24 protein-coding genes are annotated in these 26,446 nt (G+C 70.6%); 17 read left to right on the top strand and 7 right to left on the bottom strand.

The window, feature by feature from the left end:
- Window positions 1-48: 48 nt before the first annotated feature.
- Together ABZT17_RS32365 and ABZT17_RS32370 are read right to left on the bottom strand one after the other, a co-directional pair.
- Window positions 49-1,278: a DUF349 domain-containing protein gene (locus ABZT17_RS32365; RefSeq protein ID WP_356354087.1), complete on the bottom strand. Its 1,230-nt coding sequence runs from the start codon at window positions 1,276-1,278 to the stop codon at window positions 49-51.
- Between the two features lie 157 nt (window positions 1,279-1,435).
- Window positions 1,436-2,254 (bottom strand): peptidylprolyl isomerase, encoded by an 819-nt coding sequence (locus tag ABZT17_RS32370; RefSeq protein ID WP_356354088.1) that lies wholly within the window; start codon window positions 2,252-2,254, stop codon window positions 1,436-1,438.
- A 179-nt stretch (window positions 2,255-2,433) separates the two neighbouring features.
- Here ABZT17_RS32370 and ABZT17_RS32375 point away from each other — a divergent pair, with 179 nt between their 5' ends.
- Window positions 2,434-3,144, top strand: a complete 711-nt coding sequence (locus tag ABZT17_RS32375) for an MBL fold metallo-hydrolase (protein WP_356354090.1) — start codon at window positions 2,434-2,436, stop codon at window positions 3,142-3,144.
- Window positions 3,145-3,155: 11 nt separating this feature from the next.
- Window positions 3,156-4,418, top strand: a complete 1,263-nt coding sequence (gene hisS, locus ABZT17_RS32380; protein ID WP_356354092.1) for a histidine--tRNA ligase — start codon at window positions 3,156-3,158, stop codon at window positions 4,416-4,418.
- A 2-nt stretch (window positions 4,419-4,420) separates the two neighbouring features.
- Here the strand turns inward: hisS and ABZT17_RS32385 are convergent, their stop codons facing one another.
- From ABZT17_RS32385 to ABZT17_RS32400, 4 genes are read right to left on the bottom strand one after another with little or no spacing between them, the layout of a single operon-like run.
- Window positions 4,421-5,044: a response regulator transcription factor gene (locus tag ABZT17_RS32385; RefSeq protein WP_356354094.1), complete on the bottom strand. Its 624-nt coding sequence runs from the start codon at window positions 5,042-5,044 to the stop codon at window positions 4,421-4,423.
- Window positions 5,041-6,243, bottom strand: coding sequence for a sensor histidine kinase (locus tag ABZT17_RS32390; RefSeq protein WP_356354127.1), 1,203 nt, complete (start codon window positions 6,241-6,243; stop codon window positions 5,041-5,043). Before ABZT17_RS32390 ends, ABZT17_RS32385 begins: the two co-directional genes overlap by 4 nt.
- Window positions 6,240-7,088, bottom strand: a complete 849-nt coding sequence (locus ABZT17_RS32395; protein WP_356354096.1) for an ABC transporter permease — start codon at window positions 7,086-7,088, stop codon at window positions 6,240-6,242. The genes ABZT17_RS32390 and ABZT17_RS32395 overlap by 4 nt, the downstream gene beginning before the upstream one ends.
- Window positions 7,085-7,951, bottom strand: a complete 867-nt coding sequence (locus tag ABZT17_RS32400) for an ABC transporter ATP-binding protein (protein WP_356354097.1) — start codon at window positions 7,949-7,951, stop codon at window positions 7,085-7,087. The genes ABZT17_RS32395 and ABZT17_RS32400 overlap by 4 nt, the downstream gene beginning before the upstream one ends.
- Window positions 7,952-8,097: 146 nt before the next feature.
- On the opposite strand from ABZT17_RS32400, the gene ABZT17_RS32405 reads away from it, so the two are divergent.
- From ABZT17_RS32405 to rpsD, 3 genes are all read left to right on the top strand, one after another.
- Window positions 8,098-8,754 carry a vitamin K epoxide reductase family protein gene (locus ABZT17_RS32405; protein ID WP_356354098.1) on the top strand — a complete coding sequence of 219 codons (657 nt, stop codon included), beginning with the start codon at window positions 8,098-8,100 and terminating at the stop codon, window positions 8,752-8,754.
- Window positions 8,755-8,799: 45 nt separating this feature from the next.
- Complete coding sequence (locus ABZT17_RS32410) at window positions 8,800-10,155, top strand: replication-associated recombination protein A (protein ID WP_356354100.1); 1,356 nt, start codon at window positions 8,800-8,802, stop codon at window positions 10,153-10,155.
- A gap of 299 nt (window positions 10,156-10,454) precedes the next feature.
- Window positions 10,455-11,069 carry a 30S ribosomal protein S4 gene (gene rpsD, locus ABZT17_RS32415; RefSeq protein WP_356354102.1) on the top strand — a complete coding sequence of 205 codons (615 nt, stop codon included), beginning with the start codon at window positions 10,455-10,457 and terminating at the stop codon, window positions 11,067-11,069.
- 24 nt (window positions 11,070-11,093) lie between these two features.
- On the opposite strand, the gene ABZT17_RS32420 is transcribed toward rpsD, so the two are convergent.
- The gene (locus tag ABZT17_RS32420) at window positions 11,094-13,247 is read right to left on the bottom strand and encodes an AAA family ATPase (RefSeq protein ID WP_356354104.1); all 2,154 of its coding nucleotides are present in this window, start codon (window positions 13,245-13,247) and stop codon (window positions 11,094-11,096) included.
- Between the two features lie 152 nt (window positions 13,248-13,399).
- Here ABZT17_RS32420 and ABZT17_RS32425 point away from each other — a divergent pair, with 152 nt between their 5' ends.
- The 12 genes from ABZT17_RS32425 to nusB all read left to right on the top strand — a co-directional run bounded on the left by ABZT17_RS32425 (window position 13,400) and on the right by nusB (window position 26,316).
- Window positions 13,400-13,843: a DUF948 domain-containing protein gene (locus ABZT17_RS32425; protein ID WP_356354106.1), complete on the top strand. Its 444-nt coding sequence runs from the start codon at window positions 13,400-13,402 to the stop codon at window positions 13,841-13,843.
- Window positions 13,844-13,851: 8 nt separating this feature from the next.
- The gene (locus tag ABZT17_RS32430) at window positions 13,852-14,205 is read left to right on the top strand and encodes a hypothetical protein (RefSeq protein WP_356354108.1); all 354 of its coding nucleotides are present in this window, start codon (window positions 13,852-13,854) and stop codon (window positions 14,203-14,205) included.
- Window positions 14,205-16,877 carry an alanine--tRNA ligase gene (gene alaS / locus ABZT17_RS32435; RefSeq protein ID WP_356354110.1) on the top strand — a complete coding sequence of 891 codons (2,673 nt, stop codon included), beginning with the start codon at window positions 14,205-14,207 and terminating at the stop codon, window positions 16,875-16,877. Before ABZT17_RS32430 ends, alaS begins: the two co-directional genes overlap by 1 nt.
- A 35-nt stretch (window positions 16,878-16,912) precedes the next feature.
- Window positions 16,913-17,377 carry a Holliday junction resolvase RuvX gene (ruvX, locus tag ABZT17_RS32440; protein WP_356354129.1) on the top strand — a complete coding sequence of 155 codons (465 nt, stop codon included), beginning with the start codon at window positions 16,913-16,915 and terminating at the stop codon, window positions 17,375-17,377.
- 121 nt (window positions 17,378-17,498) lie between these two features.
- Entirely contained in the window at window positions 17,499-19,238 is a 1,740-nt protein-coding gene (gene mltG / locus ABZT17_RS32445; RefSeq protein WP_356354112.1) for an endolytic transglycosylase MltG, read from the top strand.
- A complete protein-coding gene (locus tag ABZT17_RS32450) occupies window positions 19,238-20,056 on the top strand; it encodes a shikimate dehydrogenase (protein WP_356354114.1) in 819 nt (272 codons plus the stop codon). The genes mltG and ABZT17_RS32450 overlap by 1 nt, the downstream gene beginning before the upstream one ends.
- Before the next feature lie 159 nt (window positions 20,057-20,215).
- Window positions 20,216-21,400 carry a chorismate synthase gene (gene aroC, locus ABZT17_RS32455; protein WP_356354116.1) on the top strand — a complete coding sequence of 395 codons (1,185 nt, stop codon included), beginning with the start codon at window positions 20,216-20,218 and terminating at the stop codon, window positions 21,398-21,400.
- Complete coding sequence (gene aroB / locus ABZT17_RS32460; RefSeq protein ID WP_356354118.1) at window positions 21,397-23,046, top strand: 3-dehydroquinate synthase; 1,650 nt, start codon at window positions 21,397-21,399, stop codon at window positions 23,044-23,046. The genes aroC and aroB overlap by 4 nt, the downstream gene beginning before the upstream one ends.
- Window positions 23,047-23,211: 165 nt before the next feature.
- Complete coding sequence (locus ABZT17_RS32465; RefSeq protein WP_356354120.1) at window positions 23,212-24,060, top strand: Pro-rich N-terminal domain-containing protein; 849 nt, start codon at window positions 23,212-23,214, stop codon at window positions 24,058-24,060.
- 111 nt (window positions 24,061-24,171) lie between these two features.
- A complete protein-coding gene (locus tag ABZT17_RS32470) occupies window positions 24,172-25,260 on the top strand; it encodes an aminopeptidase P family protein (RefSeq protein WP_356354122.1) in 1,089 nt (362 codons plus the stop codon).
- A gap of 52 nt (window positions 25,261-25,312) precedes the next feature.
- A complete protein-coding gene (efp, locus tag ABZT17_RS32475; RefSeq protein WP_020117452.1) occupies window positions 25,313-25,879 on the top strand; it encodes an elongation factor P in 567 nt (188 codons plus the stop codon).
- 2 nt (window positions 25,880-25,881) lie between these two features.
- A complete protein-coding gene (gene nusB / locus ABZT17_RS32480; protein WP_356354124.1) occupies window positions 25,882-26,316 on the top strand; it encodes a transcription antitermination factor NusB in 435 nt (144 codons plus the stop codon).
- Window positions 26,317-26,446: the final 130 nt, after the last annotated feature.

Genomic DNA, 26,446 nt, shown 5'->3' on the forward strand with positions numbered 1-26,446 from the left:
CCGCACGCCAGGTGCGGGGCCCTCTCCTGATGTGAGGCGTCCTGCTGCTCAGCCGCCGAACTCCTGCAGCCCCTTGAGCGCCTGGTCGAGGAGTGCCTGGCGGCCCTCCAGCTCGCGCTCGAGCTTGTCGGCCTTGGCGTTGTTGCCCTGGGCGCGGGCCTGGTCGATCTGGGACCGCAGCTTGTCCACGGCGGCCTGGAGCTGGCCGGTCAGACCCGCGGCACGCGCGCGTGCCTCCGGGTTGGTCCGGCGCCACTCCGCCTCCTCGGCCTCCTGGATGGCCCGCTCGACGGCGTGCATCCGGCCCTCGACCTTGGGGCGGGCGTCGCGCGGCACATGGCCGATGGCCTCCCAGCGCTCGTTGACCGAGCGGAAGGCGGCACGGGCGGCCCTGAGGTCCGTCACCGGGAGGATCTTCTCGGCCTCCTCGGCCAGCTCCTCCTTGAGCTTCAGGTTCTCCGACTGCTCGGCGTCCCGCTCCGCGAAGACCGAGCTGCGGGCCGCGAAGAACACGTCCTGGGCACCGCGGAAGCGGTTCCACAGGTCGTCCTCGTGCTCGCGCTGGGCGCGCCCGGCGGCCTTCCACTCCGTCATCAGGTCGCGGTAGCGGGCGGCCGTCGGACCCCAGTCCGTCGACGCGGACAGCGACTCGGCCTCGGCGACCAGCCGCTCCTTGGTCTTGCGGGCCTCCTCGCGCTGGGCGTCCAGCGAGGCGAAGTGGGCCTTGCGACGCTTGGAGAACGCGGACCGGGCGTGCGAGAAGCGGTGCCACAGCTCGTCGTCCGACTTGCGGTCCAGACGCGGCAGGCCCTTCCAGGTGTCCACCAGCGCGCGCAGCCGCTCTCCGGCCGCCCGCCACTGGTCGGACTGCGCCAGCTGCTCCGCCTCGGCGACCAGCTCCTCCTTGGCGTGCCGCGCCTCGTCGGACTGCTTGGCCCGCTGCTGCTTGCGCTCCTCACGGCGGGCGTCGACGGTCTCGACGAGCTTGTTCAGCCGCTCCTTCAGCGCCGCCAGATCGCCCACCGCGTGGTGCGCGTCGACCTGCTCGCGGATGTGGTCGATCGCGGTCTGGGCGTCCTTCGCGGACAGGTCGGTGGTCTTCACCCGCTTCTCGAGGAGGCCGATCTCCACAACCAGGCCCTCGTACTTGCGTTCGAAGTAAGCCAGCGCCTCCTCAGGGGTGCCGGCCTGCCAGGAACCGACGACCTGCTCGCCGTCGGCCGTACGCACGTACACGGTCCCCGTCTCGTCGACGCGGCCCCACGGGTCGCTGCTCACAGCGCCTCCTCCACATGATGCCTGCGAGGGGCCTCACTGCCCCCGGGCATCGTCCACAGTTTCGTCACGGCCAACATAGGCGACCGGCGGGTTGCCTGTCCGCATCCCGCGCGACCGAAATTTCGCACCTCGGGGTCCGGATGCGGTCCTGAAGCGATCAGGATTTGGTGACCGTCGCCTTGTTGATCACGACCGTGGCGTTCGGCGCTCCGTCGCCCTGGCCGGTGCTCTCGCCGGCGGCGGCGATCTTCTTCAGGACCTTCATGCCCGAAGCGGAGATCGTACCGAAGGGCGTGTAGCTCGGCGGCAGCTGACTGTCCTGGTAGACGAGGAAGAACTGGCTGCCACCGGTGTGCTTCTGGCCGGTGTTCGCCATCGCGACCGTGCCCGCCGGGTAGACGCCGCCCTTGAGGCTTTTGTCCTTCAGGTTCTCGTCCGGGATGGTGTAGCCGGGGCCGCCGCTGCCGCTGCCCGTCGGGTCGCCGCACTGCAGCACATAGATGCCGTTGGTGGTGAGCCGGTGGCACTTGGTGTGGTCGAAGTAGCCCTTCGACGCCAGGAAGTCGAACGAGTTCACGGTGTGCGGAGCCGCCGCCGTCTTCAGCGCGATGTCCATGTCACCGCACGTCGTGGCCAGCTTCATCGTGTACTTCGCCGACGTGTCGATCGTGACCGCCGGCTCCTTCTTCCAGCTGAGCTTCTTCACGGAGCCCGCGGCCGGCTTCTCGCACGGGTCCGGAGCCTTGCTCGTCGGCGTCGCGCTGGGGGTCGTCGCCGAGCTGGCGTTGGCCTTGTCGTCGTTCTTGAGGACCCCGGTCGTGTACAGAGCCACGCTGCCGATGACGACCACACCGAGCACCGACGCGATCACGGAGTTGCGCATCCTCGCCTTGCGCCGCGCGGCCGTGCGCCGCTGCTGCTGCCGCAAGAACTTCTCCCGCGCGAGCTGACGCTTCCGCTGTTCCTGGGTGACCACCGGGTTTTCTCCTCATGCGTCTCTACGTCGACTGGGACGCGTGCGTCCTGTGAGCCGACCGCCTGCGTGTGCCCCGTACCGTATATGGGTTCGCTGAGGAAACGGCAGCGCCGGTAGGCTCTGACGGCAGGGCGCGCCCACTCACAGGCGCACCCGTATCGACACAACGAAGGACGATCGTGCTCATTGCCGGGTTCCCCGCCGGGGCCTGGGGGACGAACTGTTATCTCGTCGCCCCCGCCGCCGGTGAGGAGTGCGTGATCATCGACCCGGGCCATCAGGCCACCCAGGGAGTCGAGGAAGCGCTGAAGAAGCATCGGCTCAAGCCCGTCGCCGTCGTCCTCACCCATGGCCACATCGACCATGTGGCCTCGGTCGTCCCGGTGTGCGGCGCGCACGACGTGCCCGCCTGGATCCACCCCGAGGACCGCTACATGATGGCGGACCCGGAGAAGGCGCTCGGCCGTTCCATCGGCATGCCGCTGATGGGCGAGCTGACCGTGGGGGAGCCCGACGACGTCAGGGAGCTGACCGACGGCGCGAAGCTGGCGCTGGCGGGTCTGGAGTTCTCCGTCGCGCACGCGCCGGGCCATACCAAGGGGTCGGTGACCTTCCGGATGCCCGAGAACACGGAGATCCCCTCCGTGTTCTTCTCCGGGGATCTGCTCTTCGCCGGCTCCATCGGACGCACCGACCTGCCCGGCGGTGACATGGCCGAGATGCTCGACTCGCTGGCCCGCGTGTGCCTGCCGCTCGACGACTCGACCGTGGTGCTGTCCGGCCACGGCCCCCAGACGACCATCGGCCAGGAGCGCGCCACCAACCCGTACTTGCGGCAGGTGGCCGCCGGCCCGGGAGCGGATGTCGACGCTCCCCGACGAGGAATGTGACGAGACCTTCCGTGAGCACCTTCAAGGCCCCCAAGGGCACGTACGACCTGATCCCGCCGGACAGCGCGAAGTTCCTGGCGGTCCGCGAGGCGATCGCCGCCCCGCTGCGCACCGCCGGCTACGGCTACATCGAGACCCCCGGCTTCGAGAACATCGAGCTCTTCGCGCGCGGTGTCGGTGAGTCCACCGACATCGTGACCAAGGAGATGTACGCCTTCGAGACCAAGGGCGGCGACCGGCTGGCCCTGCGCCCCGAGGGCACCGCGTCCGTGCTGCGCGCCGCGCTGGAGGCCAACCTCCACAAACTGGGCAACCTCCCCGTCAAGCTCTGGTACTCGGGCTCCTACTACCGCTACGAGCGCCCGCAGAAGGGCCGCTATCGCCACTTCTCGCAGGTCGGCGCCGAGGCGATCGGCGCGGAGGACCCGGCGCTCGACGCCGAACTGATCATTCTGGCGGACCAGGCGTACCGCTCGCTGGGGCTGAGCGACTTCCGTATCCTGCTCAACAGCCTGGGCGACAAGGAGTGCCGCCCGGTGTACCGCGCCGCGCTCCAGGACTTCCTCCGGGGTCTGGACCTCGACGAGGACACCCTCGGCCGCGCCGAGATCAACCCGCTGCGGGTCCTGGACGACAAGCGGGAGTCGGTCCAGAAGCAGCTGGGCGACGCCCCCCTGCTCCGTGACTACCTCTGCGACGCCTGCAAGGCGTACCACGAGGAGGTCCGCGAGCTGATCACCGCGGCGGGCGTCTCCTTCGAGGACGACCCCAAGCTGGTGCGCGGTCTCGACTACTACACCCGTACGACCTTCGAGTTCGTCCACGACGGTCTGGGCTCCCAGTCCGCGGTGGGCGGAGGCGGCCGCTACGACGGTCTGTCGGAGATGATCGGCGGCCCGGCCCTCCCGTCCGTCGGCTGGGCCCTCGGCGTCGACCGCACGGTTCTGGCCCTGGAGGCGGAGGGCATCGAGCTCGAACTCCCCTCCACGGCCAGCGTGTTCGCGGTGCCGCTGAGCGGGGACGCCCGCCGCCTGCTGTTCGCGAAGGTCACCGAACTGCGCAAGCTCGGCATCGCGACCGACTTCTCCTTCGGCGTGAAGGGGCTCAAGAGCGCCATGAAGAACGCGAACCGCAGCGGGGCCCGCTACACGGTCATCGCGGGCGAACGCGACCTCGCCGAGGGCGTCGTACAGCTCAAGGACATGGAGTCCGGCGAGCAGTCGGCGATCGGCGTGAACGAGATCGTGGCGGAGCTGGAGTCCAGGCTGGGTTGAGGTCAGTCCAGTAGGTCGTACCGCATGGCGCTGGTGACGGCTGCCGTGCGGTCGGCCACGCCCAACTTGGCGAAGACGCGCAGGAGATGGGTCTTCACGGTCGACTCGCCGATGAACAGCCTCCGCCCGATCTCCGCGTTGGTACAGCCCTCCGCCACCAGTCGCAGGACCGCCGTTTCCCGCTCGGAGAGCCTGGGCCGGTCCGGCTTCGTTCGGAGCTGGTCCACCAGGCGGGCCGCCACCGACGGGGCCAGGACCGTCTCGCCGCGGGCCGCCGCCCGTACCGCCTCCGCCAGTTCGGCCCGGGGCATGTCCTTGAGCAGATAGCCCGCCGCCCCAGCCTCCACGGCCCGCAGGATGTCCCGGTCCGTCTCGTACGTCGTCAGGACGATCACCCGGCACGGCAGCGCCGCCTCGGCCATCCGCACGATCGAGTCCACGCCGCCACCGCCCGGCATGCGCAGGTCCATCAGCACGATGTCGGGCCGGAGTTCGGCGGCGAGGGCCTCCGCCTGCGGACCGTTCGACGCGTCGGCGATGACGTCCAGGTCCGGTTCGGCACTGAGCATGGCCCGCAGACCCTCCCGTACGACGGGATGGTCGTCGGCCAGGACGATACGGATCACGAAGAGCTCCTCGAAGGGGACATCGGCAGGCTGACCGTCACCGTCGTGCCGTGGCCCGGCGCGCTGCGGACACGTGCCGTGCCGCCCACCTCGGTGGCACGCGCCCGCAGCCCGGCAAGACCGTAGCCTTCGCACGGGGCGCCCGGGTCGAAGCCACAGCCGTCGTCCCGTACCGACAGCGTGAGCGTGTCCTCGGCGTAGGTCAGGGCCACACCAACCGTCGCCGAACTCCCCGCGTGCTTACGGGCGTTGGCGAGCGCCTCCTGGCAGGAGCGCAGGGCCACCACCTCGGGGCCGGCGGGAAGCGGGCGGACCGGACCCCTCACGGTCAGGGTGGCCGCGTGGCGAGTGGTGAGACGGCGCAGGGCGTCGGGCAGGGTGGCTCCGTCGAGGTCGGCCGGCGTGGCACCGGCGACCAGCGCGCGGGCCTCGGCCAGGTTCTGCCGGGCCGTCTCGTCCATCAGGGCGAGGTGGCGGCGGGCTTGGGGGAGGTCGTGGTCCAGTTCCGCCTCCACCGCCTGGATCAGCATCAGCAGGCTGGTGAAGCCCTGCGCGAGCGTGTCGTGGATCTCGCGGGCCATGCGTTCGCGTTCGGTGAGGGCGCCATGGGCCGCGGACAGCCGCGAGACCTCATGGCGGCTGGCGTCCAACTCGGCGATCAGGTCGGCCCGTTCCATGCTCTGCTCGATGATCCGGATGATCCAGCCCCCGACCGCCAGCGAGAAGACCAGGGTGACCACGGAGAACAGCGCGTTGGAGAACAGGTCCGCGCCGCTCGGCCGCCACACCAGCGCCCAGCCCGCGACCGGTACCAGGTTGATCACGGTGACCGCCACCAGCGACCACCGCATGTGCAGGGTCATGAAGCACTGCGGGATGAGCGCGAACGCCATCAGCCGGGTCTCGCCCACCAGGACCGCCGACGGCAGGAACAGGGCGATCGCCCAGGCGAGATAGCGCACCGCCGGCCCCTGGTCCGGCGGGTCCGCCTGGAGCAGCGGGCGGCCCACCCCCACGTACCAGGGCACCAGCGGCACGAGCAGCGCCGCCGCGACCGCGCGGACCGGGAGCCCCGGGTGGGGCGCGGCGAGCACCAGGACGAGGGTGGCCGCCCAGGCGACCGCGAAGTACACGTCCCAGAGCCGGATCGTCCGGTCCCAGGCGTGTTCCGCGCGGGCCGCCCCGCCCGGGCCGGTCATCCGTCGCGCCGGTTCTTCCAGCGGAAGGTCAGCAGACACAGCACCAATCCTCCGACGCACCACGCCACCAGCACCAGCGCCGTCTTCCCGAACTCCCAGCTGCCCGCCTGCTCCAGCACCCGCGCCGAGTCGGGCAGGAACACACCCCGCAGCCCCTGGCACAGCCACTTCAGCGGGAACACGGCACCGATGTTCAGCATCCAGTCCGGAATGGTGTCGATGGAGATGTAGACCCCGGAGATGAACTGCAGGACCAGGAAGGGGAGTACGACCACGGAGCTGGCGCTCTTCGCCGACTTGGGGACCGAGCTGATCGCGATGCCGAGGAGCGAGCACCCGGTCAGCCCCAGCACGAAGATCCACGCGAAGTCGAACCAGCGGCCGCCGTCCGACGGCAGATCGACGCCGTAGAAAGCCGTTCCGACGAAGAGGAGGATCGCCGTCTCGACGATCCCGGTGAAGAGAACCAGCCAGATCTTGCCCAGGAAGTACGCGGCCGGTGGCATCGGTGTGCCGCGCAGCCTGCGCAGCACCTTCTCGTCGCGCTCGACGGCGATCGAGATGCCGAGCGACTGGAAGCTGGTCGACATGATGCCGGAGGCCATCATCGCGGGGACGTACAGCTGGGAGGCGGTCACGCCCGAGCCGCGGACGTCGTCGTGGAAGATCCACGCGAACAGGAACAGGAACACGACCGGGAAGGAGAAGGTGAAGACGACCTGGTCCTTCTGCCGGAAGAACTGCCTGATCTCCAGCGCGCCCCGTCGGAGGCCGAGGCCCCACGCGCCGGGAAGCCGCTCCGCGCGCGTCCCGCTTCCCGTCCGTACGGCGGTGGTGCTGGTCATCGCGCGTCCTCCTGTCCGGTCAGCCGGAGGTAGACGTCCTCCAGGGTGGGGCGGGTCACCAGCAGCCCCGGGATCTCGCCGTCGAAGCGGCGCATGAGCTCGGCGACGGTCCGGGTGGGCGTGAGGGTGCGCTCCGCGCGGGTGCCGCCGTCCGGTTCGGTCCAGGTGACGGTGGCGTGCGTGCCGTACCGCTCCCGCAGCGCGGCCGGCCGGCCCTCGGCGACGACCCGGCCCTGCGCGACGATCGCGAGCCGGTCGGCGAGCGCCTCCGCCTCCTCCAGGTAGTGCGTGGTCAGCACGATCGTCGTGCCCTCCTCGGCGAGCAGTCGGATCAGATCCCAGAACTGACGTCGGGCCGCCGGGTCGAAGCCGGTCGTCGGCTCGTCCAGGAGCAGCAGCTCGGGGCCGCCGATCACCCCCAGGGCGACATCGAGGCGGCGCCGCTGGCCGCCCGACAGCGCCTTGATCCGGCTGCCGGCCTTCGCCTCCAGACCCACCAGAGCGATGACCTCCTCGGGGTCGCGCGGCCTCGGGTAGTAGCGCGCGAAGTGCCGTACGGTCTCGCGGACCGTCAACTCGGCGGGTGCCGATTCGTCCTGCCAGACGATTCCGACCCGTGACCTCCACGCGCGCGTGCCGTGCGCCGGATCCGCGCCCAGCACCGACACCTCGCCCGCGTCCCGGGAGCGATTGCCCTGGAGGATCTCCACCGTGGTGCTCTTGCCCGCGCCATTGGGTCCGAGCAGGCCGAACACCTCACCGCGCCGGATGCCCAGATCGACGCCGTCCACCGCGGTCACGTCGCCGTACCGCTTGCGCAGCCCCCGGACGTCCACCGCGAGTTCGTTCGCGTGTGCTGTCATGCGGTCGAGCATCGTCCGGAACCGAACGCTCGGGGACGACCGGGCGTACTTCCTTATGTCCACCGAACGGTGGACAGGGTCCCGGGTGCGGCACAATGGCCCCTGCCCGAAGAAGGTCCAACTCTCAAGCAGACGGAATCGGCGTGATGAGCAAGACGACAGTCAAGGACGTCTCCACCGAGCCCGAGCCGAGCAGCGCGGCCGCCGAGACGCGCACGGTGGGCGGCAGCCGCGCCTTCGCGCTGCTGCTGATCATCACCGGCGCGGCCGGTCTGCTCGCCGCGTGGGTCATCACGATCGACAAGTTCAAGCTCCTCCAGGCGAAGGTCGACGGCACGACCTTCACCCCCGGCTGCAGCCTCAACCCGGTCGTCTCCTGCGGCAGCGTCATGGAGTCCAAGCAGGCCGCCGCCTTCGGCTTCCCCAACCCGATGCTCGGCCTGGTCTGCTACGGCATCGTCATCTGCGTCGGCATGAGCCTGCTGGCCCGTGCCCGCTTCCCGCGCTGGTACTGGCTCACCTTCAACTTCGGCACCCTGTTCGGCGTGGGCTTCTGCACCTGGCTGCAGTTCCAGTCCCTGTACCGGATCAACGCGCTGTGCCTGTGGTGCTCGCTGGCCTGGGTCGCGACGATCACCATGTTCTGGTACGTCACGTCCTTCAACATCCGCAACGACCTGCTGCCGGCCCCGCGCTGGCTGAAGGGCTTCTTCGGCGAGTTCACCTGGGTCGTGCCGGTCCTGCACATCGGCATCATCGGCATGCTGGTGCTGACCCGCTGGTGGGACTTCTGGACCAGCTGACGGCGCCGGGACACGTTGTCAGTGCGGTGATTTAGGGTTTCATTCGTGGAGCCCGACCTGTTCACCGCAGCCGCAGAAGAACGCCAGGAGAAGGATCCGGCAGGAAGCCCCCTGGCGGTCCGGATGCGCCCGCGCACCCTCGACGAGGTGGTGGGCCAGCAGCATCTGCTGAAGCCCGGCTCGCCCCTGCGCCGGCTGGTCGGCGAGGGCGCGGGCGGACCCGCCGGACCCTCCTCGGTGATCCTCTGGGGCCCGCCCGGCACCGGCAAGACCACCCTCGCCTATGTCGTCTCCAAGGCCACCGACAAGCGCTTCGTCGAACTGTCGGCGATCACCGCGGGCGTCAAGGAGGTCCGCGCGGTCATCGACGGCGCCCGCCGTGCCACCGGGGGATACGGCAAGGAGACCGTCCTCTTCCTGGACGAGATCCACCGCTTCAGCAAGGCCCAGCAGGACTCCCTGCTCCCCGCGGTCGAGAACCGCTGGGTGACCCTGATCGCGGCGACCACGGAGAATCCGTACTTCTCGGTGATCTCCCCGCTCCTGTCCCGCTCCCTGCTGCTCACCCTCGAACCCCTCACCGACGACGACGTCCGGGGGCTCCTCAGGCGCGCGCTGAGCGACGAGCGCGGCCTCAAGGACGCCGTCACCCTGCCCGAGGACACCGAGGACCACTTCCTGCGCATCGCCGGCGGCGACGCCCGCCGCGCCCTGACCGCGCTGGAAGCCGCCGCCGGAGCCGCCCTCGACAAGGGCGAGACGGAGATCTCCCTCGCCACCCTGGAGGAGGTCGTCGACCGGGCGGCGGTGAAGTACGACCGCGACGGCGACCAGCACTACGACGTCGCCAGCGCCCTGATCAAGTCCATCAGGGGCTCGGACGTCGACGCCGCCCTGCACTATCTGGCCCGCATGATCGAGGCCGGCGAGGACCCCCGCTTCATCGCCCGCCGCCTCATGATCTCCGCCAGCGAGGACATCGGCCTGGCCGACCCGAACGCGCTGCCGATCGCCGTGGCCGCCGCCCAGGCCGTCGCCATGATCGGCTTCCCCGAGGCCGCCCTCACCCTCAGCCACGCGACCATCGCCCTCGCCCTCGCCCCCAAGTCGAACGCGGCGACCATGGCGATAGGCGCCGCCAGGGAGGACGTACGCGGCGGACTGGCGGGCCCGGTTCCCCCGCATCTGCGGGACGGCCACTACAAGGGCGCCGCCAAGCTCGGGCACGCGCAGGGGTATGTGTACCCGCACGACCTGGCCGAGGGCATCGCCGAGCAGCAGTACGCGCCGGACGCCCTCAAGGACCGTGAGTACTACACCCCGACCAGACACGGCGCCGAGGCGCGTTACGCGGACGCCGTGGAGTGGACCAGGAAGCGGCTCGGTCGGAAGCGGTCCTGAGCACCCTGTAGAATCCCTCGGAGTGCCGAGTCCCGCGCAGTCAGAGCGGGACACCCGGCCGGAACCCCCAGCGGGTTCCAGGAGCGTCGCGCACCGTTCGAATGGTGTCGCGGGCAGCCCACCACCCTCCGTCGTACGACGGGACAGGTCGGTGGGCCACTCGCGTGCTGCACGTATGTGCCCAGACCAGGGGAGCGGCTGCCCACCAGGTCCCGTGGCGGACCCGGAGGGTTTCCCCGGCTGCGGATGCGACCTCCCTCAACCCTGACAAGCCGAACAGCAGAAGGAAGAAAGAGACAGTGGCGAACCAGTCCCGCCCCAAGGTCAAGAAGTCGCGTGCCCTCGGCATCGCGCTGACCCCGAAGGCCGTCAAGTACTTCGAGGCCCGCCCCTACCCGCCGGGTGAGCACGGCCGCGGCCGCAAGCAGAACTCGGACTACAAGGTCCGTCTGCTGGAGAAGCAGCGTCTGCGCGCGCAGTACGACATCTCCGAGCGCCAGCTGGTCCGCGCCTACGAGCGTGCCTCCAAGGTGCAGGGCAAGACCGGTGAGGCCCTGATCGTGGAGCTCGAGCGCCGTCTCGACGCCCTGGTCCTGCGTTCGGGCATCGCCCGCACCATCTACCAGGCCCGTCAGATGGTCGTTCACGGCCACATCGAGGTCAACGGCCAGAAGGTCGACAAGCCCTCGTTCCGCGTCCGTCCCGACGACGTCGTGATGGTCCGCGAGCGCAGCCGCGAGAAGACCCTCTTCTCGATCGCCCGCGAGGGCGGCTTCGCCCCCGACGGCGAGACCCCCCGCTACCTGCAGGTGAACCTCCGGGCCCTGGCGTTCCGCCTGGACCGCGAGCCCAACCGCAAGGAAGTTCCGGTCATCTGCGACGAGCAGCTCGTCGTCGAGTACTACGCCCGCTGATCACCCTCAGCAGGCGGTAGCACCTCAGCCCGCCGTCTCCCCGCCCTTGTGGGCGCGGGAGGCGGCGGGTTCCTGCGTCTCCATGGGCGCCGTCGCGTGCCGCACCGGCCCGCGCGGCGACGGCACACCGTCCAGCGGCCGCTCCAGCGCCCGCGACACCGCCGCCTCCCGCACCAGGCGCGCCCCTTCCGCCACGCACTGCGCGTACCGGGCGTCGCCGAGCCGTTCCCGGGCCATCGCCGCGCACAGCTCGTGCGGGCCGTTGTAATAGGCCGAACCGAACAGCGGCAGCCCCACCGACGGCCACATCCGGCCTGCCACCCCCTGCAGCACCGCCGCCTCCGCCGCATCGCCCTCCACCACCGTGACCAGGGCCAGCAGCTCGACCGCGAGCACCGAGCCGAGCAGGTCGTGGAAGGCGTGGGCGCCGCTGAGACAGTCGGTCAGCAGGGCCCGCGCCTGAGCCGGATCGCCCTCCGCCCAGGCGGCGTAGGCCAGGACATACAGCGCGTAGGAGCGGGCCCACCGCTCGCCGTGGTCCTCGCAGACCCGGCGCACGTCCTCGCACATCCGCACCGCGCCCGGCAGATCACCCTGGAAGGCGCGCGTCATCGCCAGCTCGACCTGGCCCATCAGCACATTGCTGTTGAGCTCACCGATCTCCTGGTAGCGCTCCAGCGCCGAGCACAGCAGCGTCTCCGCGCGGGCCATGTCGTCCGTCACCAGGGCCAGACAGCCGGTGCGGTGCTCCGCGTACGCCACCGCCGTGGGATCGCCGCAGCGTTCGGCCTCCTCACGGCACTCCTGGAGCGCCGCCAGCGCGGGCACCGTGTCGCCCTGGAGGATCGCCACATAGCCCAGCACCCACAGTGCCTTCAGCCGCGACCGGTCGTGCCCCGAGTCCAGCCGCACCATCTGCTCCAGCCAGTGCCGGCCCTCCGAGAGGCGCCCGCAGCCCGCCCAGCAGAACCACAGCGAGCCCGCGAGGTACTGGCCCAGATGTGCCTCCTCCGGCTCGGTCAGACAGTGTTCGAGGGCGCACCGCAGATTCGGCAGCTCCACCTCCACCCGAGCGGCCACCTCTTCCTGACGCGGCGAGAACCAGTCCAGCTCGCACCAGGTCGCAAGGCCCAGATACCAGTCCCGGTGGCGGCGCCGCAGCCGCGCCGCGTCCCCGGTCGCCTCCAGCCACTCGGCGCCGTACGCTCGCACGGTGTCGAGCATCCGGTAGCGCGCGCCCGCCGGCGTCTCCTCGCGCGCCACCACGGACTGCGCGAGCAGCTCGGTCAGCACGTCCAGGACGTCATCGGCGGGCAGCCCGTGCCCGCCGCACACATACTCGACGGCCTCCAGCTCGAACTGCCCGGCGAACACCGAGAGCCGCGACCACAGCAACCGCTCCCGCGCGGTGCACAGTTCATGGCTCCAGCCGATGGCGAGCCGCAGTGCCCGATGCCGGGGGAGCGCATCCCGCCCGCCCCCGGTCAGCAGCCGGAACCTGTCGTCCAGCCGCTTCAGCAGCTGCCCCGGCGACAGCGCCCGCAGCCGTCCCGCGGCCAGCTCGATCGCCAGCGGAATCCCGTCGAGGCGCCGGCACAGCTCCCGTGCGTCCCGGCCGTCCGTGACCGGGGTTCCGTGCAGCGCGGCCCGCTCGGCCAGCAGCCGCACCGCGTCGTCGGCATCGAGCGGCGCCAGCGGGAACACCCGCTCGCCCGCCACGTCCAGCGGCCGCCGCCCCACCGCGAGCACCCTCAGCCCGGGCACCTCGCGCAGCAACTCGCCCACCAGTTCGGCGCACGACTCCACCAGATGCTCGAACCCGTCCAGCACCAGCAGGAGTTGACGCCCGGCGAGATGCGCGAGCAGCGTCTCGCGCGGCAGCCGCGTCGTGTGGTCCGTCAGCCCCAGGGCCTCCACCACGGCGTAGTCGACGAACTCCGCGTCGCGCACCGGCGACAGCTCCACGCGCCACACGCCGTCGTACGGAGCGCGGCGCGCGGCCGCCCGGGCCGCCAGCCTGGACTTGCCGACTCCGCCCGCGCCGGTCACGGTCACCAGACGCCCGGCGTCGAGCGCCTGCGCCAGGTCGGCGAGTTCGGCGGAGCGCCCGACGAACGCGTCGAGTTCCAGGGGCAGATTGCCGCCGGCCGAGCCGTCGCCGCGCTGATGATCCCGCATGGGACACGGAGCGTACTGAAGCGTGTTCGGTCCGTACAATCGCCGGGAGCGAATCGGCGCCGGGCCGGTCTTAATCCGGTGCGGAGCCCCACCCCCGGCGCGATAGGCTCGGCTACGACTTTCTCGATGTTCAGGCATGTTCCAGGGAGCGGGTGCGCGTGGTGTCCGGTGGAGAGGTGGCCGGGATCCTGGTGGCCGTCTTCTGGGCGATCCTGGTCTCCTTCCTCGCGGTGGCCCTCGCGAGGCTGGCCCAGACGCTCAGGGCGACCACCAAGCTGGTGGCGGACGTGACCGACCAGGCCGTCCCGCTGCTGGCCGACGCCTCCGCGGCGGTGCGCTCCGCACAGACCCAGATCGACCGGGTCGACGCGATCGCGACCGACGTCCAGGAGGTCACGTCGAACGCGTCCGCCCTGTCCACCACCGTCGCCTCCACCTTCGGCGGCCCCCTGGTCAAGGTCGCGGCCTTCGGCTACGGCGTCCGCCGGGCCCTCGGCGCCCGCCGGGAGGACGTGCCCGCCAAGGAGTCCCGGCGTACCGTGATCGTGGGCCGGACGGTCCCGGCCGCGCGGCGGGGCAAGCGGAAGAAGGACTGAGACCAGCTATGTTCCGCCGTACGTTCTGGTTCGGCACCGGCGTGGCCGCCGGTGTGTGGGCCACCACCAAGGTCAACCGCAAGCTGAAGCAGCTGACCCCCGAGAACCTCGCCGCCTCCGCGGCCAACAAGGCGATCGAGGCGGGTCACCGCATCAAGGACCGCGCGGTCGGCTTCGCGCTGGACGTCCGCGACAACATGGCCCGGCGGGAGGAGGAGCTCGGGGAGGCCCTCGGCATCAACACCGCTCCCGAGCTCCCCGCGCCCCGGCGGTACGCCGCCATCGAGAACCGCAACAGCCCGAAGTACGTCGAGGGCTCGACGTACCAGACGTACTCGTACAACCGGAATGAGGACCACTGATGGAGTCGGCCGAGATTCGCCGCCGCTGGCTGAGCTTCTTCGAGGAGCGCGGGCACACCGTCGTCCCTTCGGCGTCGCTCATCGCGGACGACCCGACTCTGCTCCTGGTCCCCGCCGGCATGGTGCCCTTCAAGCCCTACTTCCTGGGTGAGGTCAAGCCGCCCTTCGACCGCGCCACCAGCGTGCAGAAGTGCGTGCGCACGCCGGACATCGAGGAGGTCGGCAAGACCACCCGGCACGGCACCTTCTTCCAGATGTGCGGCAACTTCTCCTTCGGCGACTACTTCAAGGAAGGCGCCATCAAGTACGCCTGGGAGCTGCTCACCAGCCCCCAGGACAAGGGTGGTTACGGCCTGGAGCCCGACCGTCTGTGGATCACCGTCTACAAGGACGACGACGAGGCCGAGCGCATCTGGCACGAGGTCGTCGGGGTGCCGAAGGAGCGCATCCAGCGCCTCGGCATGAAGGACAACTACTGGTCCATGGGCGTCCCCGGACCCTGCGGCCCCTGTTCCGAGATCAACTACGACCGCGGCCCCGAGTTCGGCGTCGAGGGCGGCCCCGCCGTCAACGACGAGCGGTACGTGGAGATCTGGAACCTCGTCTTCATGCAGTACGAGCGCGGCGAGGGCATCGGCAAGGACAACTTCGAGATCCTCGGCGAGCTCCCCAGCAAGAACATCGACACCGGCCTCGGTCTCGAGCGCCTGGCGATGATCCTGCAGGGCGTGCAGAACATGTACGAGATCGACACCTCGATGGCCGTCATCAAGAAGGCCACCGAGCTGACCGGCGTCCACTACGGCGAGGCCCACGCCTCGGACGTCTCGCTGCGGGTCGTCACCGACCACATGCGTACCTCGGTGATGCTCATCGGCGACGGCGTCACCCCCGGCAACGAGGGCCGCGGCTACGTCCTGCGCCGCATCATGCGCCGTGCCATCCGCAACATGCGGCTGCTCGGTGCCACCGGTCCGGTCGTCCTCGACCTGATCGACACCGTGATCGCCATGATGGGCCAGCAGTACCCGGAGCTGGTCACCGACCGCGAGCGCATCGAGAAGGTCGCCGTCGCCGAGGAGAACGCCTTCCTCAAGACGCTGAAGGCCGGCACCAACATCCTCGACACCGCCGTCACCGAGACCAAGGAGTCAGGCGGCACGGTTCTCGCCGGCGACAAGGCGTTCCTGCTCCACGACACCTGGGGCTTCCCGATCGACCTCACCCTGGAGATGGCCGCCGAACAGGGCCTCTCCGTGGACGAGGACGGCTTCCGCCGCCTGATGAAGGAGCAGCGGGAGCGCGCCAAGGCCGACGCCCAGGCCAAGAAGACCGGCCACGCCGGCGCCGGCGCCTACCGGGAGATCGCCGACAAGGTCGGGGAGACCGACTTCATCGGCTACGGCGACACCGAGGGCGAGTCCACGATCGTCGGCATCCTCGTCGACGGCACCTCCTCGCCGGCCGCCACCGAGGGCGACGAGGTCGAGATCGTCCTCGACCGCACCCCGTTCTACGCCGAGGGCGGCGGCCAGATCGGCGACACCGGCCGCATCAAGGTGGACACCGGTGCCGTCATCGAGGTCCGCGACTGCCAGAAGCCGGTCCCGGGCGTGTACGTCCACAAGGGCGTCGTCCAGGTCGGCGAGGTGACGGTCGGCGCGAAGGCCCACGCCTCCATCGACGCCCGCCGCCGCACCGCCATCGCCCGCGCCCACTCGGCCACCCACCTCACCCACCAGGCCCTGCGTGACGCGCTCGGCCCGACGGCCGCCCAGGCCGGTTCTGAGAACCAGCCCGGCCGCTTCCGCTTCGACTTCGGCTCGCCCGCTGCCGTCCCGACGGCCGTGATGACCGACGTCGAGCAGAAGATCAACGAGGTCCTCGCCCGTGACCTCGACGTCCGCGCCGACATCATGGGCATCGACGAGGCCAAGAAGCAGGGCGCCATCGCCGAGTTCGGCGAGAAGTACGGCGAGCGGGTCCGCGTGGTGACCATCGGCGACTTCTCCAAGGAGCTGTGCGGCGGCACCCACGTCCACAACACCTCCCAGCTCGGCCTGGTGAAGCTGCTCGGCGAGTCCTCGATCGGCTCGGGCGTCCGCCGCATCGAAGCCCTCGTCGGTGTCGACGCCTACAACTTCCTCGCCCGTGAGCACACGGTCGTCGCCCAGCTCCAGGAGCTGGTCAAGGGCCGTCCGGAGGAGCTCCCGGAGAAGGTCTCCGCCATGCTCGGCAAGCTGAAGGACGCCGAGAAGGAGATCGAGAAGTTCCGCGCCGAGAAGGTGCTGCAGGCCGCGGCCGGTCTCGCCGAGTCGGCGAAGGACGTACGGGGCATCGCGGTCGTCACCGGCCAGGTCCCGGACGGCACCACCCCCGACGACCTGCGCAAGCTGGTCCTCGACGTGCGCGGCCGCATCCAGGGCGGACGGGCCGCGGTCGTGGCCCTGTTCACGGTCACGGGTGGCAAGCCCCTCACGGTCATCGCCACCAACGAGCCCGCCCGTGAGCGCGGTCTCAAGGCCGGTGACCTGGTCCGCACGGCCGCCAAGACCCTCGGCGGCGGTGGTGGCGGCAAGCCGGACGTCGCCCAGGGCGGCGGCCAGAACCCGGCCGCGATCGGCGAGGCCGTGGACGCGGTCGAGCGGCTCGTGGTGGAAACGGCCAAGTGAGCACGGAGCGGGAACCGAGTGAGGGCGGCCCGGTGATGCGCCGGGGCCGCCGGCTCGCGATCGACGTCGGGGACGCCCGGATCGGGGTCGCCTCCTGCGACCCGGACGGAATCCTCGCCACCCCGGTGGAGACGGTCCCCGGCCGGGACGTCCCGGCGGCACACCGCCGGCTTCGCCGGCTGGTCGAGGAGTACGAACCGATCGAGGTGGTCGTCGGGCTTCCGCGCTCGCTCAGGGGAGGCGAGGGCCCCGCCGCGGTAAAGGTTCGCAAGTTCGCACAGGAGCTCGCGAAGGGCATCGCACCCGTCCCCGTCCGCCTCGTCGACGAGCGGATGACGACGGTGACGGCCAGTCAGGGACTGCGCGCCTCGGGGGTGAAGGCCAAGAAGGGCCGCTCGGTCATCGACCAGGCAGCCGCTGTGATCATCCTGCAGCAGGCCCTCGAATCCGAACGGGTGTCAGGTAAAGCACCCGGCGAGGGCGTCGAAGTGGTCATCTGATCGCGATACGGTAACGTTCCGCGCGATGTCGGCGTTCGAACAGGCGCCGCACAGAATGAGGCGGAACGATGACAGGCCCGAAAAGGCCGCGTGATCATCGCCTCGCGGCTCTAGGGGTTTGATGACTGAGTATGGCCGGGGCCAAGGCTCCGAACCGTGGCATCCGGAGGACCCGTACTACGGGGACGACGGATGGGGTGGACAGCAGGCCCAGGTGGGTCAGCAGTCCCCCTACGGCGGCCAGCCGCAGCATTTTCCGGAGCAGCCGCAGCAACAGCACTACAGCGGCTGGGGCGATGACGGCCAACAGGCCGGATACGGTCAGGCGCAGCAGTTCCAGCAGCAGTACCAACAGCAGCATCAGCAGTACGACCAGCAGCATCAGCAGTACGACCAGCAGTACTACGCCGGCCAGGACCAGCAGGCTTACGACCAGAACCAGCAGTCGTACGACCAGAACCAGGGCGGCTGGGGCGCGGGCGCCCATACGCATGTGCAGTACACGGATCCGCAGGACCCGTATGCCCAGCAGGCGGCCGCGGCCTCGTACGGCGGGGAGCAGTCCGACTACTACGGCACCCCCGACGCCTACCCGCCGCCGGAGCCGCCGGGCCGCCGGCAGCCGGAGGCCGAGCCCGAGCCGCCGCAGACCGACTGGGACCCCGGCCCCGACCAGGGCGAACACGCCTTCTTCGCGGACGGCGAGGACGGCGAGGAGGACCAGGACGACGACGACCCGCGCGCCGGCCGCAAGGCCCGCGGCGGCAAGAAGCCGAAGAAGAAGAGCCGCAACGGCTGCGCCTGTCTGGTCCTCGTGCTGGTCTTCGGCGGAGGCCTCGGCACGGTGGGCTATTTCGGCTGGCAGTTCTACCAAAATCGTTTCGGCCCGGCACCGGACTACGCGGGCGACGGCGACGGCACGCAGGTCACGGTCGTCATCCCCAAGGGCGCCGGCGGCTATGTGATCGGCCAGAAGCTGAAGGAGGCCGGGGTCGTCGAGAGCGTCGACGCGTTCGTCTCCGCGCAGCAGTCGAACCCCGACGGCAAGAAGATCCAGGACGGCGTCTACACCCTGCAGAAGCAGATGTCGGCGGCGAGTGCGGTCGAACTGATGCTCAGTCCCAAGAGCCGCAGCAACCTGATCATCGCCGAGGGCATGCGCAACGCGAAGATCTACGAGCTGATCGACAAGCGCCTCGGAGTCGCGGACGGCACCACGGCGAAGGTGGCGAAGCAGGACTACAAGAAGCTCGGCCTGCCCTCGTGGGCGCTGAACCACGCCAACGTCAAGGACCCGCTGGAAGGGTTCCTCTACCCGTCCAGCTACGCGGCCGCCAAGGGGCAGCAGCCCGAGGCGGTCCTCAAGGACATGGTCACCCGGGCCAGCGACAAGTACGCGGAACTCGGGCTGGAGAAGAAGGCGAAGGGCCTCGGCCTCGACGGTCCCTGGCAGCTGCTCACCGTGGCGAGCCTGGCGCAGGCCGAGGGCACCAGCCACGACGACTTCCGCAAGATGGCCGAGGTCGTCTACAACCGCCTCAAGCCCGGAAACCCGGAGACCTACGGCTCGCTCGAGTTCGACTCGACGTACAACTACATCAAGAACCAGACGAAGATCGACCTGAGCATCGCCGAGCTGCGGAAGTACAACAACCCGTACAACACGTACTACGTCAAGGGCCTGCCTCCCGGCCCCATCGACAACCCCGGTGAGCTGGCGCTCAAGGGCGCGCTCGACCCGACGCACGACGGCTGGTACTACTTCATCTCGTTGGACGGGAAGACCAGCAAGTTCACGAAGACCCTCGCCGAGCACAACAGGCTGGTCGAGGAATTCAACGCGTCGAGGAACAAGAACTGATGTCAGCACCCCGACGGGCGGCCGTACTCGGCTCGCCCATCGCCCACTCCCTGTCGCCGCGGCTGCACACCGCCGGCTACCGGGCGCTCGGCCTGGACGACTGGTCGTACGACAGGTTCGAGATCGACGAGGCCGCGCTGCCCGGGTTCTTCGAGCGGCTCGGTCCCGAGTGGGCGGGGCTGTCCCTGACCATGCCGCTGAAGCGGGCCGTGATCCCGCTGCTCGACGAGATCACCGACACGGCCGCCTCCGTCGAGGCCGTCAACACCGTGGTGTTCCGGCCCGACGGCCGCAAGGTCGGCGACAACACCGACATCCCCGGCCTGGTCGCCGCCCTGCACGAGCGGGGCGTGGAGAAGACCGAGTCGGCCGCGATCCTGGGCGCCGGCGCCACCGCCTCCTCCGCCCTGGCCGCGCTAGCCCGTGTCTGCACCGGTGAGGTCACCGTGTACGTACGCAGCGAGCGGCGCGCCGACGAGATGCGTCAGTGGGGCGAACGGCTCGGGGTCCGGGTCCGCCCGGCGGACTGGGCGGACGCGGTACGGGCCTTCGACGCGCCCCTCGTCATCTCGACGACGCCGGCCGGCGGCACCGACGAGCTCGCCGCCCGTGTCCCGGCCCAGGTCGGCACCCTCTTCGACGTCCTCTACGAACCGTGGCCCACCCCCCTCGCCGCGGCCTGGCAGGACCGGGGCGCCCCGGTGCTCGGCGGCCTCGACCTGCTGGTCCACCAGGCGGTCTTCCAGTTCCACCAGTTCACAGGCGACCCACGCTCCCCTCTCGCGGCAATGCGGGAGGCGGCGGCCGAGTGGGACTGACGCGGGGCTGTCCGTCTGCCGGACTCGGCTCGGGGTGGCCGTCCGGACGTGGGAGGATCGGGGGTGGCGGGCCAGGGCCGCGCACCTGGTGGCGCCGTCGCCGTACGCGAGGACGCGCGTACGCAGGCAGTACGAGGGCGCGAGGACTGAGGAGCACCGTTGAGCAGGTTGCGCTGGCTGACCGCGGGGGAGTCCCACGGTCCCGCACTTGTCGCGACGCTGGAGGGCCTTCCCGCCGGCGTGCCGATCACCACGGAGATGGTGGCGGACCACCTGGCCCGGCGTCGGCTCGGCTATGGGCGCGGTGCGCGCATGAAGTTCGAGCGCGACGAGGTCACCTTCCTGGGGGGCGTCCGCCATGGACTGACCCTCGGCTCCCCGGTCGCGATCATGGTGGGCAACACCGAGTGGCCCAAGTGGGAGCAGGTCATGGCGGCCGACCCGATCGACCCGGAGATCCTGGCCGGGCTGGCGCGCAACGCCCCGCTGACCCGGCCCCGACCCGGCCACGCCGACCTGGCGGGCATGCAGAAGTACGGCTTCGACGAGGCGCGGCCGATCCTGGAGCGGGCCTCCGCCCGGGAGACGGCGGCCCGTGTCGCGCTCGGTGCCGTCGCGCGGTCGTACATCAAGGAGACGGCAGGCATCGAGATCGTCAGTCATGTCGTCGAGCTGTGCTCGGTGAAGGCCCCGCAGGGCGTGTACCCGACGCCGGCCGATGTCGAGAAGCTGGACGCCGACCCGCTGCGCTGCCTGGACGCGGACGCGTCGAAGGCGATGGTGGCCGAGGTCGACCAGGCCCACAAGGACGGCGACACCCTCGGCGGTGTGGTCGAGATCCTGGCCTACGGCGTCCCGGTCGGCCTGGGCTCGCACGTGCACTGGGACCGCAAGCTGGACGCCCGCTTGGCCGGCGCGTTGATGGGCATCCAGGCGATCAAGGGCGTGGAGCTCGGCGACGGCTTCGAGCTCGCCCGGGTGCCCGGCTCCAAGGCGCACGACGAGATCGTGGGCACACCCGAGGGCATCCGCCGTGTCTCCGGCCGTGCGGGCGGCACCGAGGGCGGTCTGTCCACCGGCGAGCTGCTGCGCGTCCGTGCCGCGATGAAGCCGATCGCGACCGTCCCGCGGGCCCTGCAGACCGTCGATGTCGCCACCGGCGAGGCCACGCAGGCCCACCACCAGCGCTCGGACGTCTCGGCGGTGCCGGCGGCCGGCATCGTCGCCGAGGCGATGGTGGCACTGGTCCTGGCGGACGCGGTGGCGGAGAAGTTCGGCGGCGACAGCGTGGCCGAGACCCGGCGCAACGTGCGCTCCTACCTCGACCACCTGGCCATCCGATGAGCGCAGCGCCCGTGGTGGTGCTGGTCGGTCCGATGGGCGTGGGCAAGTCGACCGTCGGACAGCTGCTGGCCGAGCGGCTCGGGGTGGGCTACCGGGACACCGACGACGACATCGTGGCGGCCGAGGGCCGCACCATCGCCGAGATCTTCGTCGACGAGGGTGAGCCGGTCTTTCGGGCGATCGAGAAGCGGGCCGTACGGCGGGCGCTGGCCGAGCACGGGGGCGTCCTGGCCCTGGGCGGCGGCTCGATCCTCGACGCGGACACGCGCGCCCTCCTGGCCGGGCAGCGGGTCGTCTATCTCTCGATGGACGTCGAGGAGGCGGTCAAGCGCACCGGCCTCAACCAGGCGCGCCCCCTCCTCGCGGTCAACCCGCGCAAACAGTGGCGCGAGCTGATGGAGGCACGGCGCTCGCTGTACGAGGAGATCGCCACGGCCGTCGTCGCCACCGACGGCCGTACACCCGAAGAGGTCACCCAAGCCGCCCTCGACGCACTGGAATTGAAGACGGTATCTCCCGGGGGACAACCCCCGGACCCCCGGCCGGAGGACGTCATGGCTAGCCAGGTTACGAGGATCCAGGTCGGCGGGAGTGCGGGCAGCGACCCGTACGAGGTCCTCGTGGGCCGTCAACTCCTGGGTGAGCTGGGCGGGTTGATCGGCGAGAAGGCCAAGCGGGTGGCCGTGATCCACCCCGAGGCGCTCGCCGAGACGGGCGAGGCGCTCCGTGCCGACCTGGCCGAGCAGGGCTATGAGGCCGTCGCCATCCAGGTGCCGAACGCCGAGGAGGCCAAGACCGCCGAGGTCGCCGCCTACTGCTGGAAGGCGCTCGGCCAGTCCGGCTTCACCCGCACCGATGTCATCGTCGGTGTCGGCGGCGGTTCCACCACCGACCTGGCCGGCTTCGTGGCCGCGACCTGGCTGCGCGGAGTGCGCTGGATCGCGATCCCCACCACCGTCCTCGCGATGGTGGACGCGGCCGTCGGCGGCAAGACCGGCATCAACACCGCCGAGGGCAAGAACCTGGTCGGGGCCTTCTTCCCGCCGGCCGGTGTCCTCTGCGACCTGGCCGCCCTCGACTCGCTCCCCGTCAACGACTACGTCTCCGGACTGGCCGAGGTCATCAAGGCGGGCTTCATCGCGGACCCGGTGATCCTGGAGCTGATCGAGTCCGACCCCGAGGCGGCGCGCACCCCGGCCGGACCGCACACCGCGGAGCTCATCGAGCGCTCGATCCGGGTCAAGGCCGAGGTGGTCTCCTCGGACCTCAAGGAGGCCGGCCTGCGCGAGATCCTCAACTACGGCCACACGCTGGGCCACGCGATCGAGAAGAACGAGCGCTACAAGTGGCGGCACGGCGCCGCGGTCGCCGTGGGCATGCACTTCGCCGCCGAACTCGGCCGTCTCGCGGGCCGGTTGGACGACGCGACGGCAGACCGTCACCGCGCGGTCCTCGAATCCGTGGGCCTGCCGCTCCACTACCGCTACGACCAGTGGCCCAAGCTGCTGGAGACGATGAAGGTCGACAAGAAGTCCCGTGGCGACCTCCTGCGCTTCATCGTCCTCGACGGCCTGGCCAAGCCGACCGTCCTGGAGGGCCCCGACCCGGCCGTCCTGCTGGCCGCCTACGGCGAAGTGGGCGAGTAAGTACCCCGGAGCGCCGTCCGTCCCATTTGCCTTGCGGAGATGGGCACTTCGACCCGCCCCCGGCCGTTCAACAAACGGCGGCCGGGGAAGGTACCGTTCGGTAAGGAGCGGGGTCGTACCCTGCTGCCAGCGTCATTTGGCCTGTACGAGACGGAGTGGCACCGGATGCAGCACGCAGTGGGTTCTCCGCTGCCGCCCCATCAGCCGGGGCAGGGACCGGCCGTCGGCTGGTCGCCGGCCGCACACCACCCGGGTCACCCCGGACCGCACCAGGGCACGGCCCCCGTCCCGCTGCCGCCCCCCGCGCCGGGCTTCACCCCGGCGGGCCCGGTCCCACCCGCACCGCACGCCCCGCCGCCACCGGCCCCCGACACCACGGGCCACGTCCCCCTCCCACCGGGCGCCCCGGTCGCCATGCCCAGCACGGCGCCGACCACCACGGCCGCCGACCCGACCACGACGACCCTGGCCGTACTCCTCATCGGCCCGGCGGGTGCCGGCAAGACGAGCGTCGCCAAGTACTGGGCGGACCACCGCCGGGTCCCCACGGCCCACATCAGCCTCGACGACGTCCGGGAGTGGGTCCGCTCCGGCTTCGCCGACCCCCAGTCCGGCTGGAACGACCACTCCGAGGCCCAGTACCGCCTGGCTCGCCGCACCTGCGGTTTCGCCGCCCGCAACTTCCTGGCCAACGGCATCTCCTGCATCCTCGACGACGCCGTCTTCCCCGACCGTCCCGTGGTGGGCCTCGGCGGCTGGAAGCGCCATGTGGGCCCCGGCCTGCTCCCCGTCGTCCTCCTTCCGGGCCTCGAGATAGTCCTGGAGCGCAACGCGGAACGCACCGGCAACCGCCGCCTCACCGACGAGGAGGTGGCCCGCATCCACGGCCGCATGGCGGGCTGGTACGGCTCGGGCCTGCCGATCATCGACAACAGCGGCCTGGACATCCCCCAGACGGCCCGGGTCCTGGACGACGTACTGGCACGATCGATCGCGAGCCCACCGACCTGGTAGACGCCTGGGAGACGCCGGAAAGCCGCACGCCTTCCAGGGGCGCGGGCCCCCGTCCCCCGAACGGCACCCCCAGAACCGGCACAAATCACCCACCGCTCCTACGCTCGTCTCATGTCAGAGATGTACGCGATCCGCCGAACCCGGCTCAGGGAGCAGTTCAACGCCGCCGGCAACACGGCAGCGCTCGTCTCCCGCCCCGCAAACGTCAGCTACCTCGCCGGCCCCGCCCCCCACGGCTCGGTCCTACTCCTCGGCAGGACCGAAGACGTACTCGTCTGCGCGGATCCGCCCGAGGGACGCTGCGACGAAACCCTCCGGCCGCATGTACTGCCCGGCCCCGGGGACCCGGCGGTCGCCGCCGCGGACCTGGCTCAGGGACAGTACGCCGATTCCCTCGCCGTGGAGGAACACCACCTCACCGTCGCCCGGCACCGGGAGATCCGCTCCGTCGCACCGCGGCTGCGCATCGCCGACCTCGGCGGCGCCGTCGAGCAGCAGCGGATCGTCAAGGACGAGGAGGAGATCTCCTGTCTGCGCATCGGTGCCGAGATCGCCGACCAGGCCCTCGGAGAACTCCTGGAGTCGATCCTCGTGGGCCGCACCGAGAGACACCTCGCCCTCGAACTGGAACGCCGCCTGGTCGACCACGGCGCCGACGGTCCCGCCTTCGCCACCTCCGTCGCCACCGGCCCCCACGCCGGTCGCCGGGCGCACCGCCCCACCGACCGCCGTGTGGAGGAGGGCGACTTCCTCTCCGTCTGCCTCGGCGCCGCCTACCGCGGCTACCGCTGTGAGATCGGCCGTACCTTCGTCATCGGCACCTCGCCCGCGGACTGGCAGATCGAGCTCTACGACCTCGTCTTCGCCGCCCAGCGCGCCGGACGGGAGTCCCTGGCACCGGGCGCCGCCTACCGTGACGTCGACCGTGCCGCACGTCAGGTGCTGGACTCCGCGGGGTACGGCACGGGCCTGCCGCCCCTCACCGGACACGGCGTAGGGCTCGAAATCGACGAGGACCCGCAGCTGGCCCCTTCGGCCATGGGTAAACTGGACGCTTGCGTGCCGGTCACCGTCGAACCGGGGGTCCACCTCCCGGGCCGGGGCGGCGTCCGGATCGATGACACGCTCGTCGTCCGCCCCGAGGCGGACGGCGGACCCGAGCTACTCACCATCACGACCAAGGAGCTGCTCGCACTATAGGCAAGGTGCGTGCGCCGGGGTCGTCCACGTCAGTCCAGGAGATTCCGCAACCGTGGCTTCCACGAACGACCTCAAGAACGGCCTGGTGCTCAAGCTCGAAGGCGGCCAGCTCTGGTCCGTCGTCGAGTTCCAGCACGTCAAGCCCGGCAAGGGCCCCGCCTTCGTGCGCACCAAGCTCAAGAACGTGCTCTCCGGCAAGGTCGTCGACAAGACCTTCAACGCCGGCGTCAAGGTCGAGACGGCCACTGTCGACAAGCGCGACATGCAGTTCTCGTACATGGACGGCGAGTACTTCGTCTTCATGGACATGGAGACCTACGACCAGCTGATGGTCGACCGCAAGGCTGTCGGCGACGCCGCCAACTTCCTCATCGAGGGCTTCACGGCCACCGTCGCGCAGCACGAGGGCGAGGTGCTCTTCGTCGAGCTCCCGGCCGCCGTCGAACTCGTCGTCCAGGAGACCGAGCCGGGCCTGCAGGGCGACCGCTCCACCGGTGGCACCAAGCCCGCCACCCTGGAGACCGGCCACCAGATCCAGGTCCCGCTGTTCATCACGACCGGCGAGAAGATCAAGGTCGACACCCGTACGAGCGACTACCTCGGCCGGGTGAACAGCTAACCGTGGCTGCCCGCAACACGGCCCGCAAGCGCGCCTTCCAGATCCTCTTCGAGGGCGACCAGCGCGGCGCCGACGTCCTGACGGTCCTCGCGGACTGGATCCGGCTCTCCCGGGACGACACCCGGCAGCCTCCGGTGAGCGAGTACACGATGCAGCTGGTCGAGGGCTACGCCAAGCAGGCGAAGCGGATCGACGAGCTGATCGCGCAGTACTCCGTCGGCTGGACGCTCGACCGGATGCCCGTCGTCGACCGCAACATCCTGCGGCTCGGCGCCTACGAGCTGATCTGGGTCGACGAGGTCCCCGACGCCGTCGTGCTGGACGAGATGGTGCAGCTGGCGAGGGAGTTCTCCACGGACGAGTCGCCCGCGTTCGTCAACGGCCTGCTGGGCCGGCTCAAGGAGCTCAAGCCGTCGCTGCGCCGGGACGAGGCGTAGGCGGCGAGAGATACGGCACCGCCAGGGGGCCCGCAGCGAGAGCGCTGCGGGCCCCCTGGCGTTCCGGTGCCGACGCGGCTGCCGACGGCCGCAGAAAGCCGCCGGGGGGGGGGGGGGGCGGGGGGATAGT

Origin of the sequence: Streptomyces sp. NPDC005648 (genome assembly GCF_040605395.1) — a bacterium.
In the GTDB taxonomy this organism is placed as follows: Bacteria; Actinomycetota; Actinomycetes; order Streptomycetales; family Streptomycetaceae; genus Streptomyces.

Coding starts and splice junctions, on each gene's coding strand:
- ABZT17_RS32390 (WP_356354127.1), bottom strand. CDS start 6,243: ATGACCGGCCCGGGCGGGGCGGCCCGCGCGGAACACGCCTGGGACCGG.
- ABZT17_RS32395 (WP_356354096.1), bottom strand. CDS start 7,088: ATGACCAGCACCACCGCCGTACGGACGGGAAGCGGGACGCGCGCGGAG.
- ABZT17_RS32400 (WP_356354097.1), bottom strand. CDS start 7,951: ATGACAGCACACGCGAACGAACTCGCGGTGGACGTCCGGGGGCTGCGC.
- ABZT17_RS32405 (WP_356354098.1), top strand. CDS start 8,098: ATGAGCAAGACGACAGTCAAGGACGTCTCCACCGAGCCCGAGCCGAGC.
- ABZT17_RS32420 (WP_356354104.1), bottom strand. CDS start 13,247: ATGCGGGATCATCAGCGCGGCGACGGCTCGGCCGGCGGCAATCTGCCC.
- ABZT17_RS32430 (WP_356354108.1), top strand. CDS start 13,852: ATGTTCCGCCGTACGTTCTGGTTCGGCACCGGCGTGGCCGCCGGTGTG.
- alaS (WP_356354110.1), top strand. CDS start 14,205: ATGGAGTCGGCCGAGATTCGCCGCCGCTGGCTGAGCTTCTTCGAGGAG.
- ruvX (WP_356354129.1), top strand. CDS start 16,913: ATGCGCCGGGGCCGCCGGCTCGCGATCGACGTCGGGGACGCCCGGATC.
- mltG (WP_356354112.1), top strand. CDS start 17,499: ATGACTGAGTATGGCCGGGGCCAAGGCTCCGAACCGTGGCATCCGGAG.
- ABZT17_RS32450 (WP_356354114.1), top strand. CDS start 19,238: ATGTCAGCACCCCGACGGGCGGCCGTACTCGGCTCGCCCATCGCCCAC.
- aroB (WP_356354118.1), top strand. CDS start 21,397: ATGAGCGCAGCGCCCGTGGTGGTGCTGGTCGGTCCGATGGGCGTGGGC.
- ABZT17_RS32465 (WP_356354120.1), top strand. CDS start 23,212: ATGCAGCACGCAGTGGGTTCTCCGCTGCCGCCCCATCAGCCGGGGCAG.
- ABZT17_RS32470 (WP_356354122.1), top strand. CDS start 24,172: ATGTCAGAGATGTACGCGATCCGCCGAACCCGGCTCAGGGAGCAGTTC.